General features: G+C 68.3%; 13 protein-coding genes. 9 read left to right on the forward strand and 4 right to left on the reverse strand.

The features are described from left to right. Nucleotides 1-2: 2 nt before the first annotated feature. Nucleotides 3-2,189, reverse strand: coding sequence for a HAMP domain-containing protein (locus DT019_RS15440; RefSeq protein WP_114037367.1), 2,187 nt, complete (start codon nucleotides 2,187-2,189; stop codon nucleotides 3-5). Between the two features lie 393 nt (nucleotides 2,190-2,582). Between DT019_RS15440 and DT019_RS15445 the strand changes: the two genes are divergently transcribed. The 3 genes from DT019_RS15445 (at nucleotide 2,583) to DT019_RS15455 (ending at nucleotide 6,710) form a co-directional block, all read left to right on the forward strand. Further along, nucleotides 2,583-3,605, forward strand: a complete 1,023-nt coding sequence (locus DT019_RS15445; protein WP_114037368.1) for a hypothetical protein — start codon at nucleotides 2,583-2,585, stop codon at nucleotides 3,603-3,605. A 549-nt stretch (nucleotides 3,606-4,154) separates the two neighbouring features. After that, nucleotides 4,155-4,658 carry a hypothetical protein gene (locus DT019_RS15450; RefSeq protein WP_114037369.1) on the forward strand — a complete coding sequence of 168 codons (504 nt, stop codon included), beginning with the start codon at nucleotides 4,155-4,157 and terminating at the stop codon, nucleotides 4,656-4,658. A gap of 456 nt (nucleotides 4,659-5,114) precedes the next feature. Further along, nucleotides 5,115-6,710 carry a helix-turn-helix domain-containing protein gene (locus tag DT019_RS15455; protein ID WP_223279555.1) on the forward strand — a complete coding sequence of 532 codons (1,596 nt, stop codon included), beginning with the start codon at nucleotides 5,115-5,117 and terminating at the stop codon, nucleotides 6,708-6,710. A 182-nt stretch (nucleotides 6,711-6,892) separates the two neighbouring features. On the opposite strand, the gene DT019_RS15460 is transcribed toward DT019_RS15455, so the two are convergent. Then, entirely contained in the window at nucleotides 6,893-7,303 is a 411-nt protein-coding gene (locus DT019_RS15460) for a RidA family protein (RefSeq protein ID WP_114037592.1), read from the reverse strand. Between the two features lie 375 nt (nucleotides 7,304-7,678). Here DT019_RS15460 and DT019_RS15465 point away from each other — a divergent pair, with 375 nt between their 5' ends. Further along, entirely contained in the window at nucleotides 7,679-8,227 is a 549-nt protein-coding gene (locus tag DT019_RS15465) for a YciI family protein (RefSeq protein ID WP_114037370.1), read from the forward strand. A gap of 252 nt (nucleotides 8,228-8,479) precedes the next feature. On the opposite strand, the gene DT019_RS15470 is transcribed toward DT019_RS15465, so the two are convergent. Then, nucleotides 8,480-9,220 (reverse strand): class I SAM-dependent methyltransferase, encoded by a 741-nt coding sequence (locus tag DT019_RS15470; RefSeq protein WP_114037593.1) that lies wholly within the window; start codon nucleotides 9,218-9,220, stop codon nucleotides 8,480-8,482. Nucleotides 9,221-9,858: 638 nt separating this feature from the next. Here DT019_RS15470 and DT019_RS15475 point away from each other — a divergent pair. From DT019_RS15475 to DT019_RS15490, 4 genes are all read left to right on the forward strand, one after another. Then, the gene (locus DT019_RS15475; protein WP_114037371.1) at nucleotides 9,859-11,919 is read left to right on the forward strand and encodes an alpha-L-fucosidase; all 2,061 of its coding nucleotides are present in this window, start codon (nucleotides 9,859-9,861) and stop codon (nucleotides 11,917-11,919) included. A 420-nt stretch (nucleotides 11,920-12,339) separates the two neighbouring features. Further along, on the forward strand, nucleotides 12,340-14,013 hold the full coding sequence (locus DT019_RS15480; protein WP_223279557.1) for a M4 family metallopeptidase: 1,674 nt from the start codon (nucleotides 12,340-12,342) through the stop codon (nucleotides 14,011-14,013). A gap of 291 nt (nucleotides 14,014-14,304) precedes the next feature. After that, nucleotides 14,305-15,162, forward strand: coding sequence for a helix-turn-helix domain-containing protein (locus DT019_RS15485; RefSeq protein WP_114037594.1), 858 nt, complete (start codon nucleotides 14,305-14,307; stop codon nucleotides 15,160-15,162). Further along, entirely contained in the window at nucleotides 15,149-16,009 is an 861-nt protein-coding gene (locus tag DT019_RS15490; protein WP_114037373.1) for an oxidoreductase, read from the forward strand. The genes DT019_RS15485 and DT019_RS15490 overlap by 14 nt, the downstream gene beginning before the upstream one ends. A gap of 130 nt (nucleotides 16,010-16,139) precedes the next feature. Here the strand turns inward: DT019_RS15490 and DT019_RS15495 are convergent, their stop codons facing one another. Continuing rightward, nucleotides 16,140-16,805, reverse strand: a complete 666-nt coding sequence (locus DT019_RS15495; protein ID WP_223279558.1) for a class I SAM-dependent methyltransferase — start codon at nucleotides 16,803-16,805, stop codon at nucleotides 16,140-16,142. Between the two features lie 202 nt (nucleotides 16,806-17,007). On the opposite strand from DT019_RS15495, the gene DT019_RS15500 reads away from it, so the two are divergent. Beyond that, the gene (locus DT019_RS15500; RefSeq protein ID WP_114037595.1) at nucleotides 17,008-17,445 is read left to right on the forward strand and encodes a glutaredoxin domain-containing protein; all 438 of its coding nucleotides are present in this window, start codon (nucleotides 17,008-17,010) and stop codon (nucleotides 17,443-17,445) included. The last annotated feature ends 327 nt before the right edge of the window (nucleotides 17,446-17,772 follow it).

Genomic DNA, 17,772 nt, shown 5'->3' on the forward strand with positions numbered 1-17,772 from the left:
TGTTACTGGTTCCTTCCGGCCGAGGCGTGCGTGCGGGTGGCGCCGTCGCGTTGGCGTTGCTGGTCCTGGAGGCGCTGTCGGATCAGTTCCAGGCTGCGGGCCACGGCCCCGACCTCGTCGTGGTGGCGCGGGTAGAGCACTGTCTTGCGGTCGCCGTCGGCCAGCTTCTCGGCCTGGTCGGCCAGTGCGCGCAGCGGGCGGGCGACGACGATGTGCAGCCAGCCGAGGCAGGCCGCGGCAGCGGTGAGGCCGAGCATGCCGGCGAGGACCGTGCGGTTCTGCAGGCTGTACTCGGGGATGGCGAGCCAGGAGGCCGGCTGGGAGCTGACCACCGTCCACCGCAGGGAGTCCGCCACCCCGCCGCCGGAGAACGGCGCTGCGGCGACGACGCGTACGTTCCCGCCGTCGCGCCGCACCTCGCCGTGCTCGGCCTTCTGGTCGAGCAGGGGCTGGAGTGAGGAGGGCAGTTTCTGGAAGGCGCGGTATCCCGAGTCGCCGCCGATGACGCGGCCCTCGGTGTCGACGACGCGGACCTCGCCGAGTCCCTGGCGCCCGAGCAGAGCGTTGAGGAACTCGATGCGGAACTCCCCGACGACTGCGGCACCTTGGCGGTCCGGCGCTGCGACGGTGGCGGTGATGACGGGCTTCTTGCCTCCGTGGCCGCTCACCTCGAAGGCGTTCTCCGAAGGGGCCTCCCCCGCGGAGTGGTGGGGGCTGTGCCCGGCCCGGGCGAGGATCTTGCCGTCGGCGCCGAGGACGTACACCGACTCGTACCGCTGGTGATCCTTGAGGGTGCGGTCCAGGACGGCGTTCATGTCCTGGGCGGAGGTGCGGTCGCCGATGAGGGACGCGACGGCGGCAAGGTCGGCGTGACCCTCGTTGAGGGCGCGGCGCACCCGGTCGCTGAGCGTCGCGGTGCGCGCCTTCTGGTCATGGACGCTCTGGGTCGGCACGCGGACGTCGTCCTCGGCCCGGTTGAGCAGGAGCATCAGCGGCGCGGCCCACCCGAGCAGCAGCAGGGCGCACACGACAAGCAGTGCCCGGGTGCCGGGCCTCCTGCGGCGTACGGGACGGGGCGGATCCTGCGCATCGACGGGTGCTCCGCGCAGCTGGCCGCGCAGCCGCTCCAGAGCGGCACCGATCCGCGCGGCCTCGCCGGACCTCGGCACGGACACGGGGCGCTCCAGGTCGCCGCGGGTGAGGCGGCGGCTCTCCAGGAAGAGTCGGATCAAGGGGCGCTGCACCGTGGACAGGAGCAGCATGATCGCGAGGGCGCCGATCACGAGAAGGGCGCCCGCCGCCACGAGGCCCACGGCGGGGCGGGCGAGGCGGGACGCGTGCTCGGCGACACCGACCTGGGTGACGACGGTGAGGCCGAGGGTGCCGGCCGGGGTGGCGTGGCCGGGATCGCCCGCGGCGAGCGTGGCGTAGCCGCCGACGGTCCGCTTGTCCGCGACGGTGTCCCCGGTCAGGTGGCCGCTGACGCCCGTGTAGCCGCCCGCGCCGGGCGCCTTGGCGGAGATCGCGTTCTGCTTGCCCTTCTTGGCCGCGATGCCCGCGAAGGTGCGCAATTGCTCCCTGGCGCCCTTGCCACCGAGCGCGCCGTGGCTGCTCAGGACGCGCCCGTCGCCGTCCACGACGCCGATGGCGCGGCCTTCGCCGAGGTTCACGCCGGGGAAGTTGAGACTGCTGGAGGCGATCAGGAGCTGTTGGGGCCGGCCCTCCCAGGACAGCAGGGCCAGGGTGACCAGACGGGTCTGGCCGTTCTCCAGGCGGACCAGGCGCGGAGCGAGACCGCCCTCGTCGGCCAGGCGGCTTCGGTCGATGGCGGTGAGGGGTACGTTCTCGCCGCGCGCACCGAGGAGCTTGCCCGAGGCGATCTCCATGACGGCGGTGCCGCGCCACTTCTGGTACACGTCGCCGACCTTGTCCAGGACGTCGTCGGCGGGCGCAGGTTGCTGCTGGTTGAAGAGGGTGGCGGTGCGGGTCAGATCAGTGATCGATTCGTCGAGTGAGGCACGCAGCGCGATGGCCCCGTCCTCGGCGACGTACTGCTGGGACTTGCGGACGGCCTCGGGAACGAGGGCGTTCTCGGGTTTGCCGAGAACCAGCGCGGTGATGCCCGCGAGGGACAGGAGCAGCGTCGCCAACACAGCGATGGGCGGACGTATGCCACCTATCAGTGACATGTCCGACCTGCGGCGGACCTTGTGCCGCCGTCTCGATCCCGAAGCCGCCAACGCGACGCTCCTCTTCTGCTTCTTCGGGCGCCAACCCGAGGCGGCCGTCCCACCCCGGGGCGCACGAGCGTGCGACGCGAGATCCCCGACCACGAGATAGGTAAAGAGTTGCCTACCTCCGGACAAAATTCACTGAAAAATATATTGGAAAAGATCTTTGCGCAAATCCTTGGCAAATCATGGCCGGGCGGGTCGTCTGCCTGTAACTCCCAGACAGATGACACAAGAGGGAAGCATTGTCCGAATTACGCCCATATATCTAAATAAGCAGTAGATGCACACCGCATCCCCTCTTGGTCCCCCGCCTCCCTTCCCGTCCCGCCCCGTATCTTTGGTGCGGCCATGACTGTGCACAGGAAGACAAAAACGATCGCCATCGCCTCGGCGCTCGTCCTGCTCGGCGCCCTGATCGCGTCGGCCCTCGCCCTCACCGAAGGCCGCTCGGGCAGCGGCACGAGCCGGGACGGCCAGGCGGACAGGCACCGCCCACAGCCCCGCGCGACCCCCTCCCCCAGCGGACCGCCCCGAGGTGAACTGGAGCGGCGCATCGTCGAGTTCGCCGCGCCCTTCCGCGGAGACTCCGGATATCGCGAACCAAGCCCCACCGACCGGCGCACCGTGGCCGAGTCCGTGGGGCTCGTACTCGACGGCAAGCGTGAGGAGGCCGCCCAGACCCTCTCCCGCGTGGGCTATCAGCTGCGCACACTCGTCGATGCCGAGACGGGCCGGACGTACGCGGAACTGTCCGACCGCAGCGAAACCGTGCCCGCGCCCCGCGGCTGGGGCCGGGTCTACATCGATCTGTCCGCACCCGTGCGCTGGTCGGTCCAGGCGCCGCACCCGGTAGCCGATGCCCGCACTGAACGGCTCGGCGCACGCGTCCTGTTGGGCTCCCCCGGCGGTGTCCTCGTCATCGCGGGCGCCCATCGAGACGCGGGGCGGGGCAACTCGGCCGATGTCGCACACCGCCGCGACACGGTCTTCGCGGCGGTGTGCGACGAACTCGCCCAGCGCGGCCTGCCCGGCATCCAGGTCCACGGCTTCGCCGACGACTCCGATCCCGACCACGATGTCATCGCCTCCACCGGGACCGGCATGGCCGGCCGCGCCGACGGCAAGACCCTGGCGGACGCCCTACGAGGGGAGGGGTTCGAGGTGTGCCGGGCGTGGGCGCGCTCCTGCCCGTTGGAAGGCACCGAGAACGTGGAGGGACGCAAGGCAGCGGCCGAGAATGTCCCCTTCCTGCACGTCGAGTTCAGCAACACGGTGCGCACGGACGACGCCCGCACCCGGCGCGCCGTCACCGCCGTGGACACACTCACCGCTCGCTGGGCAGCGGGCCAGAGGAGCACGGGGCGGGACTGAGCCCGGGCTCTCGGAAGACCAGCCTGGGGGCATCACGGCCCCATGGGTCGGCTCACCGAGGCCGGGCAGGGGCAACAGCGGCATCGTCGACTTCTTCCCGCCGGACGGCAGACACGTACCGCTCGACGAATCAGCCGGGCAAACGCGCACATTCGCAGTGAAGGCCCTCTCGGCTGCCAGTACGTCCTGACCCCTGTCACCTGTCCGGACACGTCACCAGCGCCGTAGTTCAGGAGCTCACTCCACAGCCGGTGGAGTGAGCTCTGCAGGATCAACTCCCCCGTTCAGCATTCCCGTTCGCTGCGTAGCACGCCGCACTGGACCTGCCATGTCGCCCTCCCACGTCTGCGTGCAGAGCGGCCCGAAGAAAGATCGCTGGTTTCCTGTTCGCTCGTCCGGGGCGCTCCACGGCCCGCTGTGCGCTCCGGCACCGGAACCTGGCCTTCACTGTGCGACTCGACACCCGTACCTGCCCGGTCTCGTCCTACGTTCGTTCACAGATCGCCACGCAGGCGGTCCTGCTTCACCGTCCAAGGAAAGGACACCTCCATGCTCAAGAACGCCATGAGTCGGATAGTCGCGGTTGGCGTGGCCGCCCCCGCACTCGCGTTGGCGCTGTCCACGTCTGCCTCTGCCGCAAGCGAGGAGACCGTCAGCTGGCAGAACGACGCTACGGGCAAGTGCCTGAACTGGGGCAACGACGCCTTCGGCAATTACAGGCTCGACCCGCCGGGCGACTGCGACCGGAGCACACACGGCTGGTCGCAGTGGCACGCGGTCAAGGTGGACGGCCAGCACTGGACCTTCCGTCCCGACGACTACGTGAACGGGCACCAGTCCAATATGTGTCTGACCTCGTACAACACGCAGGTGTACCTCGAAGGTTGCCAGGACGGCAACTGGTGGCAGCAGTGGGAGGAGAAGTGGACGGGCAGCGGCTGGAAGCTTCAGCACCGTGGCGATGGGAACGTCGCGGGCTACTACCTCGACAGCAACGGCTCAAGCACCTACACGGGGCCCGCAAACAACGGCAACAACCAGGTGTGGCACTGACGGTCACGACACCCTGAACGCCTTGACGCCCCACTACCGGAGCTGAAGGCAGCCGGTCAGAGGGAAGGGACCAAGAGGGCCGCTGCAGCAGATGGGACATCTGCCGCAGTGGCCTTCCCGTCGTAGCGCCCCGGGCCAGTCAGTCGACCGCGCCCCTCGAAAGCTGGCTTCATCGATGGCCGATCGTCATCGTGCGCTGACCCGGTGCTCAGCGCGGCGCCCCACGTCTTGGGCGCAATGCTGCTCAGCGAAGGAGGCGCTTCTCGCTTCTCGGGGCACGCCATGCAGAGTAAGCCGTCACGCCGCGGTTCGCGGGCACGGAGTGAGCCGGATGATCTTCGTGCACTCACCTCGGTACGCTGGCTTGGTACATGTTCGGGAGTCCACAGGGACGAAGCACCCTCCGCGGCGCGGGATCGCGGCAGGCTCCCACTTTCGTCTTGGAGGGGGTCCAAGGTGACCGATGAAATGGGAGGCCTCGGCGCAGTCGCCACCTGGCCAGGGAGCGCCGAAGGGCGCGGACGCAGAGCCGAGGACGTGCTGGCGATGCAGCGCGCTGCCCGCAAGGGCGGGTCACAGGCAGTGCTCGCCTGGCTCGCCGTCCGCAGTCGAGCCGACGTGTTGTTGGCCAGCGCTGCCGGGGCGGTTCTGTCAACGGGACAGCGGCGACTTGAGGCAGTCGACTCAGTGGTCTGGGACGCAGTCGTTCACGGCCTGCGCGAACTCACCCAGCGCAGGGCGGGTTCGATGGCCATCGACAGTGACGGCACCACAATCTTCCTGTATCCCTTGGTACCTGGGGAGCCGAGCGCGCCAGTCCTCACAGCAATGACCCCGCACGGCGCCGACGGACTGGCTCACCTCCTCGCGGACGCCGCGTCAACACTAAGTCTTTGCTGGAAGGCGGAGCATGCGGAATCGCTCCGCTCCCGGCTGGAAACCGCCGCAAGCCGTACGCGCGAAGTAGTTCTCCACCTACTGATGAACGGTCACGTCCCGGCTGCTCACCAGGTAGCGGGAGCACTCAACTCACGCCTTGCCGCATCCATCCAGGTGGGTGTCGTCGAAACCGCGCCCGCTCGGCGGAGTGAGGTTGCAGCACACCTGACGTCCGTCGCTCCCGACACATGGATCGTCTTCTGTCCGGTGTACGACGGCCATCTGATCGTTCTCACCCCCGCGGCGGGCTACAGGGACGCGCTTGCCTCCTCTTTCACCGAGTGTGTCGCGGCCACATTGGATGCCTGCTGGGTCGGGATGAGCGATCCCGTCCCGCTGCTGGACACGGCCACTGGGTACGCCCAGGCCTTTCATGCGCTGGCTGCGGCCCGCCACCGCACAGACCGCCGTGCAACGTTTGCCTCAAGCCCGGACCTGGCACTCGCCATCGGTCCCGATGCGTATTCCTGGACCGAGCACTTCCTTGCCCCGCTGCGCAGACACAGCCCCAGACGTTCCCAGGACCCCGGCAGCGCGGAACTACTGGCCACGGCGTCCTCGTGGCTCAGCTTCTCCTCCAAGGCGACCAACCACCTCAAGATCCACCGCAACACCTTGTCCTCGCGCCTCAAGCACATCGCCACCCAACTCGGCCTCGATCTGGGCCGGCTCGGCGACCAGTCCGCCCTCGCACTCGCGTTGCGGGTTCTTACCTCCGGCAACACAACTGACACCCCACCACGACCCGTAGCGCACAAGGACAGCGCAGTACCCGACCTCGACGCCCTACTCGCGCAGCCCGCCGTAACCCAGTGGGCCCGCATACAGTTCCAGCCACTCGCCACGGACAGCCAGCAATCCGAATTGGCCAAGACACTCGCAGCGTGGCTCCAGCACGACGCCGACGTTGAAGCCACAGCCGCTGGCCTGTCCCTATCGGTCACCGCTGTCCGCAAACGACTGACGCGTGCCGAAGCGGTCCTGCAGCGCTCGCTGCTTCGCCCGCCCAGCGCTCGCCACGACCTCTGGCTCGCCCAGCGCGCTCTGAACCTCGTGGACGGCGGGGTCGAAATGATCGTCGGATGCAGACTCTCCTCGGGGAAGTGCCCATAGGCCTGGCACCGCCGTGATCCGATGACCCGGCCGGGCCGGGAGCCCGCGCCACGCACCTCGGGGAGAGCGCAGCCCGAGGCTCAGAAACCCGAGCCCTCGCCAGGGTGACAACGGACACTCCATGCGGATGCGGACGCCGCTCCCTCCACTGAATGCCGACGAGGAGACCCAAGAAGACGAACTCACGAGTCGAGTACGGCGGCGACGGCCTCGATCTCGACGAGCTGGTCCTGGTAGCCGAGCACGGTGACGCCCAGCAAGGTACTGGGGACGTCGTGGTCGGCGAACGCGTCCCGGACCACCTGCCAGGCAGTCACCAAGTCCTCCCGTCGGTCCGACGCGACGAGGACTCGGGTACTGATGACGTCCTGGAGCGACGCCCCCGAGGCAGCGAGAGCAACCCGCATGTTCTCGATCGCTTTCGCTGCTTGACCTGCGTAGTCACCGATCTCTGCGGTGGAACCGTCTTCGTTCAGCGGGCATGCCCCCGCGAGGAAGATCAGGCGTGACTCGGCCGGCGCCGTGGCGGCGTACGCGTACTCGGCGACGTCGGACAGGGAGGCGGAACGGATCAATGTGACGGCACGAACCACGTGGTGCGGTCCTTTCCTCAGGGGCGTTGGAAGCCGGGACATGAAAGCCCGGACATCCTGCCAGCGGCCGTCCGTCTCCGCCTTCCCTTTGTCGTCACGCCGCAGCAACGCCATGGAACCGGGCGGCATAAGCCGCACCCGGAGCGGCTGAGCCCGTGCCTCACAGTCCATCAGGACTGCCTACGGCTCGTGCGGACTGGTGTCCGGTGGGGCCGACCGAGGTGGCTGCGTGTCAGCCCCTTGTGGTGAAGGTCCATGTGCCGGAGATTCTCGCGGTCGCCCCCCAACCGGAGTTCGCCGCTCCGCTCCTGATCAAGGGAACCCGTCCTCCCCTGCGGCTCGACATGATCGGCGCCGAGCCCGCATTCTCTGAGGATGGAATTCCTCGTCTACCATCGCGACCGGCGCGGCTCCCAACCGCTACGCCATGAACTCCTGGAAGAGCACTGGTCCTACATGGACCAGTACGCGAGGGAGATGATCGCCCGCGGGCCGACGTTCGGTGGTGAGGACGGCGAAACGCTCACCGGAAGCGTCCACATCGTCGACCTGCCCGGCCCCGAAGCCGCCCGTGCGTTCGCCTTCGACGAGCCCGGGTATCAGGCCGGCGCCTACCGGGACGTGCTCCTGCGGCGCTGGCGAAACTCATTGGGCCGCACCATGTGGGAGTTTCCTGGCGACCCGTCCACAAACCGGTATCTGGTGCTCGGACTCGGCGCAGGGGAATCAGTCGATCTGACGGTGCCGACGAACCAGGACACATTGATCGCTTACGGACCGCTGCTGTCCGACGACGGCACCGCCTGGCTGGGTACGGCGGCACTGGTCACGGCACCCGACCCCGAGACCGCTCGCTCCATCCTGACCACGGAGCGGTATGCCGACGTGGAAGTGCATGACTGGGAATTCGGCGGGCGCCGGTAGCAATCGTCGGCGCCACAGCGCCGGACAAGCGCACTCCGGGCACTTGTCCGGCGTGCGGCGGGTGGGTCCCCAGTCGCCCGCCGTCGTTTACGCCCGTGTTCCGCGCTTGACGCGGCACGCGTCAGGCATGGCGGCTCGCGGCCCGCCCTTGGCCGCATGCGCTGTGCGCCGCTCATCGAGCAATGACGCCCCGGTGCCCACCCCCATCCGGGCTGATGACAGGGGTGGGTCGGAACACCGTGCGGTCGGCCGTCAGGCGCGGCAGCGAAGCATCTCGAGCGGCGGGTTGGCGTGGAAGTCCGCCCAGAAGTCATCGCCGAACTCCCGCAGACCGGCCTCGGACACCGTCACCGGCACCCAGGTCAGCTCGCTGAATCCGGCCGCGCGCAGGGACTTCTCGTACACCTCGCGGCGGGGGCGGTTGGCGAAGAACGAGACCGGAGGGTCGAGCAGCGCCGTGGTGCGGACCTGCGGCCCGGTCTCGGCTTCCTCCCCGGTGAGCACGCTGAGGAAGCCGTACTTCTCGGGGGTCGGCCCGTCGAAGCGGAAGTCGGGCGACTGGTTGAGCAGGAAGAAGTCGGCGCCGGGCCGCAGGTTCCGATGCACGTTGCGGCACATCAGCTCCGTGGTGGCCGCATCCTGCGCGTAGTTGAGCATCTGCACGGCCAAACCAATGTCGAACTGCTCCTCAAAGACCGGCAGTTCGGCCACGTCACCCACCTCGTAACGCACACCCAACGGGCTGCTCTGCTCCACCTGCTGGGCGACGTGCACCATTTCACCGGAGATGTCGACTCCGAGCACCTCGGCGGCGCCGCGCCGCTTGAACTCCCTGCTGTAGAAGCCCGTACCGCAAGCGAGGTCCAGGATCGACTTGCCGCGCACGTCACCCACCATGCCCAGGAAGCTGGGCACCACGGCATACTGCTCCAACGGCAGGGCCTTGAAGCCCTCGTATGCCTCGCCGATCTCGTCGTACTGTTGCACGCTCATCACGCCGTCCTCCCGTTGAAGCGTCGCCGCGTTCGCCTCCAAGCCCGTGCTCCGGGCGAACGCCACCTGACTGCTTGGCAGTTTCACCCAAGGCGAGAGGACCACGTATCTGGCAGAACCCACAAAAATGCGCGCCCCAGCCCGGGTTCCCGTACAGGCGGCGCGAGCCCATGCGTGCTTGGACAAGATGCGTTCGCCTCGCTGCCAGGTACGGGATACGACGTGACAGCCGGTAAATCACCGCGCCCGGACACTTCTTCCGCCGCGAGTGGGCGCGGCGTCGCGCCGGTCGCGCGTGCCCTGTCATCGTGATGGCCGAAACGTACGACCCCGTTGCCGCACGTCGTCTAGAGATCCGAGCTATCCGCCGAGATCAAACCGACTGCGGAACATGTACTGCTGGGTTGATTGTGGTCATCCACCGTAATCAGCAGCCAGTTTGGCGAATCGCCGCGCTCCCTCTGGACGCCGCACCGAGCAGCGCCTATACATTCATCCGATGTACCTGACCGAGACCGCAGTCGCGCAGGGCCAAGCAGATGCCCGGCGCCCGCCAGATCCGAGGAGCCACCGAACCTGACACCCCCTCACCCGCACGTCCCGCCCGGCCCAGCACCCCCACGATTCAGGAGCCGCACGTGTCCTCTGCACCCCTCAGCAGACGTTCCCTGATCAAGGCTGCCGCGCTCGCCGGAGGCGTCGTCGCCTTCGGGCTGCCGCAGGTACTGTTACCTGCCGACGCCGAGGCTTACCCCGTCCCCGCAAAGATGAACTGGTGGTACGAGGGCCGATTCGGGATGTTCATCCACTTCGGTTCCTACTCCTACCTCGGGCACGGTGAATGGGCGTTCACCAACGAGAACTGGTCCAAGCCCAACTACCAGACCCAGGTGTCCGCACACTTCAACCCCACCGCCTTCAACGCGGCCGCCATCGCCCAACTGGCAGCGGATGCCGGCATGAAGTACCTGGTGATCACCGCCAAGCACCATGAGGGCTTCGCCATGTGGAACTCCCATGTTCCCGGCTTCACCGACACCACGGGTACCAAGCTCTACAACCTCCACGATTACGCGGGCGCCCAGGGCGACCTACTGGGAGCGCTCAAGGCCGAATGCGAGGCGCGAGGCGTCAAGTTCGGGCTCTACTACTCGATCCTGGACTGGAACCACCCCTCCCAGACCGACCGAGGCGGCCTCACCACCATGGCCTCGCAGACCGCCCGAACCGCGTACATCGCCGACATGAAGGCCCAGCTTCAGGAGTTGCTGGACCGCTACGACCCCGCACTCCTGTGGTTCGACGGCGACTGGTTCGCGGAACCCGCCACCCCGACCCTGCAGGACTGGTGGCTCCGCTCGGACGGTGTCGACCTCTACAACTGGCTCATGGCCCGCAAGCCCGGCCTCGTCGTCAACGAACGGGTCAAGCGGGATTTCAACCTGGGCGACTACACCGTCGCGGAGTTCGGTGTCCCCGGTGCCCCGTTGCAGCGGCAGTGGGAGCGATGCGACACCATGAACGGCGCCTGGGGCTACAACTCGGGCGCCGAGAACTCCTACCGGCCTATCAGCGATTTCGTCCGGGAACTCATCACGTGTGTCTCCCGGGACGGCAACTTCCTGCTGAACATCGGCCCCAAGGGCGACGGCTCCGTCACCCCCGGATCCGTGACCATTCTGCGCGGCCTGGCCTCCTGGATGTCGACGTACGCAGACAGCATCCACGGAGCCATGGCGAGCCCCTTCTCGACCGACCCGCCCTGGGGCAGGGCCACCAAGAAGGACGGCAAGCTGTTCGCCCACGTCTTCACCTGGCCTGCCAACGGTGTACTGCAGATCCCGGCGATCACCAACACGATCAGCCGCGTCTACCTGATGAACAACCCCCCGGCTTCTCTCCCGTACACCGTCGGCAACGGACAGATCAGCGTCACCGTCCCGAAAACCGCCCCGGATGCCAACGCCTCCGTTGTCTGTGTCGAGGTCAGCGGCGTTCCCACGTCCGTCGGCGGAGCCAGGGTGGCGGTCTACCAGGACGTCGGGTACTCCGCCGCGAGCGCCATCCTGCCGCTGGGCAGCTACACCTCCTCCCAGCTGGCGGCCACCGGCGTGGGGCCCTCGTCCATCTCCTCGCTGAGGGTCCCCCAGGGCTACGCCGTGACGGGTTACTCAGGCGACAACTTCACCGGCACGGCCTGGCAGTTCACCATGGACAACCCCGACCTGCGCGTGACCGGCAACAACGACGCGATCGTCTCGCTGAAGGTCACCTTCAACCCGGCCTCCTACTTCCGGCTGATCAACGTCACGGACGGCCTGGCGCTGGACAGCGGCGGCAACGTCGGCGCCGGATCCAACCTCAAACAGTGGACGCCCGTCGACAGCCCCAACCTCCAGTGGCAGGCGGTTGACCTCGGCAACGGCTACTACAGGCTGGTCAACCGCGCCAACGGCATGGTCGTCGACGGCTGGGGATCGACCAGCGACGGAGCCCCCGCCCAGCAAGCGACCTGGAACGGCGGGCCCCACCAGCAGTGGCAGATCACCGACCGCGACAGCGGCCGGTTTTCGATCGCCAACCGCACCACCGGGCTCGTGCTCGACGGCGGCGGACAAGTCCCCTCCGGTTCCGTGACCAAGCAGTGGACCTGGGTGACCAGCACCAATCTTCTGTGGACATTCGAAGCCGCCTCCTGACCAACGCGGGCCTCACCGTAAGCGCGGGGGGTCGCCCGTGTGCGCAGGGCAGGGACGGCGGACCCGGCCCAGCCGGAGCGCCGCACAGACAGACGTGCCGCCCGGGCGACTCACCCCACGGGCGCCACCGGGGGCAGAGTGGCGTCCCCCCACCACGAACGCTCATGGGCAGGAGATGCGCCCGATCCGACGCGAGGGGCGGCACACGGTGGTCAGCGACGCTCTGAGGGTGCCGCCGCGGAGCCGAAATCCGGCCACACTCGCGCCGCCAGACGGCATCAAGCCCCCCTTCCACACCAGGAGTTGCCGGGGGCAGAATCGCCTCCTCGACAACCTATGGACAGCGACTTGTCATGCCCCCTTAAATCTGAGACAGCATCAGCAACACGCATGAGCCGCCCCTCCCTTCAGAGGAGACCGATGAGACCGAACCGGAGAACATCACGCCTCACCACCGCCGGCGTGGCCGTCACGGCCACCACCCTGCTCGCCGCTGCCCTCTCGACCGGCGCGTCCGCCGCGAGCACCCCCCAGACCCAGGCCGAAGCGCGAGCCGCCCACCCAACCCCGGACCGCGCCACCGCCATCCGCAACGCGAACGCCGCCAGCACCGCGCACGCCGCCCAGCTCGCTCTCACCGCTGCCCAGCAGACCTCGGTACGCGATGTGATCGTCGATCCCGACGGCAGCCAGCACGTACGGTACGACCGGTCCTACCGCAAACTGCCCGTCCTCGGCGGCGACTTCGTCGTGCACCTCTCACCCACCGGCGCCTACCGCGGCGCCGACCGGGCAGTGACGAACGACCTCTCCGTGCCCAGCATCACCCCCGAGATCTCCGCGCCGAAGGCCGCCGACCTCGCCTCCGCCGAGCTGCGCGCGGCCCACCACGGCACGCTCAAGCAGCTGACGGCCGAACCGCAGCTCATCGTGGACGCCCTGCACGGCACACCGAGGCTCGCCTGGCGCACCCAGACCGCTGCCAAGGACTCGCTCGGCAACCCCGTCGCCCGAGTCGTGCTGACCGACGCCCGCACCGGCGCCCGCATCGACGCCTGGGACTCCATCGAGACCGTGACCGGCGACGGTCAGTCCCTCTACAGCGGCACCGTCCCGCTGGAGACCACGCAGTCCGGGGCGACGTACCAGCTCAAGGACCCGACGCGCGGGAACACGTACACAGGTGACGCCCAGAACCAGACGGACCTGTGCTTCTTCGGAATCTGCTTCGTCCGGGCGCCCGCGGTGCTCTTCACGGACAGCGACAACCACTGGGGCAACGGCACGAACTCCGACCGGGCGACGGCCGCCGTCGACGCCCAGTACGGCACCAACACCACCTGGGACTACTACAAGAACGTCCACGGCCGGACCGGCATCGGCGGTGACGGCAAGGGCTCGTACAACCGCGTCCACTACGGCAGCAACTACAACAACGCCTTCTGGGACGACAGTTGCTTCTGCATGACGTACGGGGACGGCGACGGCTCCACCTTCGGGCCGCTGGTCGCCCTCGACGTGGCCGGGCACGAGATGACGCACGGTGTCACGTCGAAGACGGCGGCTTTGACCTACTCCGGTGAGTCCGGCGGCCTCAACGAAGCCACGAGCGACATCATGGGCACCCTCGTCGAGTGGTACGCGAACAATAGCTCCAACCAGGGTGACTACCTCATCGGCGAGAAGATAGTGAAGCCCGGCTTCGGCAAGCCCGCGTTGCGCTTCATGGACAAGCCCTCCACCGACGGCAACTCCGCGGACTGCTGGAGCTCGGGGGTCGGCAACCTTGACGTCCACTACTCCTCGGGCGTGGCCAATCACTTCGCGTATCTCCTGGCCGAGGGCAGCGGCGCGAAGGTCATCAACGGCGTGTCCTACAACAGCCCAACCTGCAACAGCGCCTCGGTCTCCGGCATCGGCCGCGACAAGCTCGGACAGATCTGGTACCGGGCGCTGACCGTCTACATGACGTCCTCCACCAATTACGCGGCCGCCCGCACGGCGACCCTCAACGCGGCCAAGGACCTGTACGGCGCGGGAAGCGCCGAGCAGAACGCGGTCGCCGCCGCGTGGTCGGCGGTCGCCGTCAACTAGCCTCGCCGACAACCCCGTTCGGCCCGCCCGTGCGCCGCCGCCCGCTCAGCCGGCGCACGGGCGGCCCTTCTCCACGCACTCCGAGCTCCGCCACCCACCAGTGCCGCGTCTCTCGCGCACTGTCACGGGACCGACCGCAGCTGTGGGGAACCCGCGCAGGCGGGGTTTGAGCGGCAGTCGGCTGTCTGCGTCGCACGCAGACGCGTCGGCCTGCGGCCGCCGTTGGTCCGCCCCTCGGGTAGGTGTGACAGGACCACCCATTTCGCCGTGGCGGGCCCTACGTTGGTCGGCATGGACAACAAGCGTCTGGGTGAGTTCCTCCGGGCCCGCCGCGCGCTGGTGCGCCCCGAGGACCACGCGATGCCCGCGGGGGCGCGCCGTACGCCGGGTCTGCGCCGCGAGGAGGTCGCCGTCCTCGCCGGGGTGAGCACCGACTACTACGTCCGGTTGGAACAGGGACGCGAACGCAATCCCTCCCCTCAGGTCCTGCGGGCCCTGGCGGGCGCCCTCCTGCTGGAGGACGAGGAAGCCGCCTACCTGCGCGCCATGGTCGACCCACCTGAGCGCCCACTGTCCCCGCCTGCGCGCGAGTACGCCGGCCCGCAGCTGGTGGCCTTGCTGGACGCGTGGGCGGACACCCCGGCCCTGGTCTACGGCCGATATCTGGACCTGCTGGCCGTCAACTCCCTGGGCGAGGCCCTGTTCTCGTGGCTCGGCACCGAGAGCAGCCTGATCACCGCCCTGTTCCTGAACCCGGCCGCCCAACGCTTCTATCGGGACTGGGCTCTGGTGGCGCAGGGATGTGTGGCCGCGCTGCGGGCCGCCAATCCTGACCCCGGCGATCAGCGGCTGCAGGCACTCGTCGGCGAACTGTCGGTGCGCAGCCGTGATTTCGCACGCATGTGGGCGCGCCATGACGTGCGCGCCAAAACTGCCTCCACCAAGCACTTTCGGCACGCGCTCGCGGGCGAACTCGCTCTGGACTTCGAGACCTTCTCCGTCAACAGCGCCCCGGGCCAGCACCTGGTCGTCTACCGCGCCGCGCCCGGCAGCGCCGCCGAACGGTCGCTGGCCCTGCTGGGCAGCCTCTCCCCCACCGATGTGCACGACATCCAAGACGAAGGACACACCTCGCATGAGCTCTCCTGACTCCCCCGTATGGTTCATCACCGGCTGCTCCTCCGGCCTGGGCCGGGCTCTCGCCCACACCGTGCTGGACCGTGGGTGGCGTGCCGTGGTCACCGCCCGGGATGTCGGCAAGGTCGCCGACGTGGTCGCCGGGCACGAGGAACGCGCGCTCGTCCTGCCGCTGGACGTCACCGACGCCGAACAGGTCGCGGACGTGGTCGCGCAGGCGCAGACAGCCTTCGGAGGCATCGACATCCTGGTCAACAACGCCGGCTACGGATACCTCGCCGCCATCGAAGAGGGCCAGGACGACGAGGTACGGGACTTGTTCGACACGAACGTCTTCGGGCTGGTCAACACCACGAAGGCCGTCCTTCCCTGCATGCGGGCCCAGCGGCGCGGCCACATCGTGAACATCTCCTCCCTCGGCGGGCTCATCGGGTTTGGCGCGACCGGCTACTACCACGCCACCAAGTTCGCCGTGGAGGGGCTCTCGGAGTCCCTCGCAGCCGAGGTCGCCCCCCTCGGCATCGACGTGACGATCGTCGAACCCGCCGCATTCCGCACCAACTGGTCCGGGCCCTCCATGCACCAGTCCTCCCTCACCATCGACGACTACGCCCCCACCGCCGGCGCGCGACGCACCAGCACCCTCGCCACCTACGGTCACCAGCCCGGGGACCCCACACGCGCCGCGCACGCCATCATCGAGGCGGTCACGGCCGAAAAGCCCCCGCAGCGCCTGTTGCTGGGCAAAGCCGCGTATGACCTCGCGATCGGCAAGCTCGACTCCCTCAGGACCACCTTCGACGACTGGCGGGAGCTGACTCTCAGCGCCGACTTCCCGCCGGAGCACATGGCGAGCTGAACACTGCGCCACCGTCTCCTGCCAGGCCGTGAATGCCGTCCAGCGGTGTACTGGCCATCGCCTGTGCGCGGCAGGAACGGCTACGCCGAGAACCTGTCAGTTCCCGTGGATGATGCGGAAGGAGTAGCGGCTACCGCCGGGGGCCGACGTCAGGACGTTTGCGCCCGGGAACGCGTTGGAAGCCGAGGTTGACCCATGCCACCCCGGGGCGTCCGTGCGGATCCTCACGGTGAGCTTCGTAGACGACCTCCAGGCCGTGACCGTGGGCGAGGCTGATGGTCTCCTCGGTGGAGACGGCGAACATGCGGCGGCCCGCCGGTACTGGACCATGACGCAACGAGAGGACCACCCTGCCCTCGCTCTCCAGCAGGCTGACCAGACGGGCCATGGCCAAGGTGCGTTGCCGTTCGTCGAGATGCATCCACACCGCGGTCAGCAGGATCAGATCGAAGCGGCGCTCTTGTGCGGTCAGCCCCGGAAGCTCGGGAAGTGCGTCGTCGACCCATTCGATCTCCTGGTCAGCGTGGATACGTCGGCCCAACGCGCGCAGCTCGGCAGTGGGTTCGGCGGCGACGACGCGGTGTCCCCGGGCAGCCAGCGCCGCCGCGTCACGTCCGCTGCCGGCCCCGATGTCGAGCACGGAACTCGGCCGGGAGGGGAACAGGTGAAGCATGTCGCGGTGTACCTCGCTGAAGGTCACGCTCTCGTACTGCTCGGCGAGAGCCTCGGCCGCCTCGCCGTATCCGGCAGTACTGGCCATGCCGTGCAACCGCTGTCTGTCTGTCTCGCTGCTCATGACGAGGCACCCTACGTCTGCTCCCGCACGGTCACCACAGTGAAGATCGCTGCTCGCGCACCTCCGGCGACCGCACCGTACGGTGACAGCCCGGCTGCCAGGGCCGGCCCCGCCGAGGTCACGAACGTAGCGGTCGCTCCCCATGCGTCGATGGGCAGACAGGCGCGAGAAGCATTTCGGTTTGCCGATAACCTTCGTCACCATGATGCGCGTGTGGATCCTGCCCATGGTGCTTGTGCTCTCCGGGGCAGTCGCCGCAACTGGTTTGGCCTTCAGCGGGAGCTCGGGCGCAGCGGCCGTGCTCCTGGTCGTGTTCGTGCTGTTCGCCGGCGTGAACTCACCTCTGATCTTCCCGAGGTCGATCAGTGCGGTGGAGGCACAGCGCCGGAGCGCGGTCGATGGCCGGCCGGTTGTCTTCTGGCGCCCCGGCTGCACGTACTGTCTCCGCCTGCGCATCCGCCTGGGCCGTGCCGCTCACCAGCTGCACTGGGTCGACATCTGGCGCGATCCCGCGGGAGCGGCGGCGGTCAGGGCAGTCAACGACGGCAACGAGACCGTGCCCACCCTCGTCCTGGCAGGCCAAGCGCACACCAATCCCGATCCAGCCTGGGTACGCCGACAGCTCTTCCCCGGCACCTGATCGGTGTCCATGCCCGTCCGGAAGCCGAACGGGCTCATGCCGGCAACGCGCGGGCACCGAGCGGACCCGCACGCAACTCCCAGAGAATGCGCAGCGCCCAGCGACGGTCGAACAGGTCGCTCGCCGCTATGAGGGGCAACCGGTCGCCGACCCGCGAACCGGTGTTCTTGGGCACGGTGTTGGCAGGACTCTCTCCTTGTGTTTCTTTATTCGAAACGCTAGCATCCAGCTGGCGTTTCCGATTTCGCATCGAGTTCGGCACGAGAGCCGATGCCCCGGACCGCCCTGCTGGAACCGCCGTACACCGGTCCTGTCTGCGGACGCCGT

The sequence above is a fragment of the Streptomyces sp. SDr-06 genome (assembly GCF_003324565.1).
In the GTDB taxonomy this organism is placed as follows: domain Bacteria; phylum Actinomycetota; class Actinomycetes; order Streptomycetales; family Streptomycetaceae; genus Streptomyces.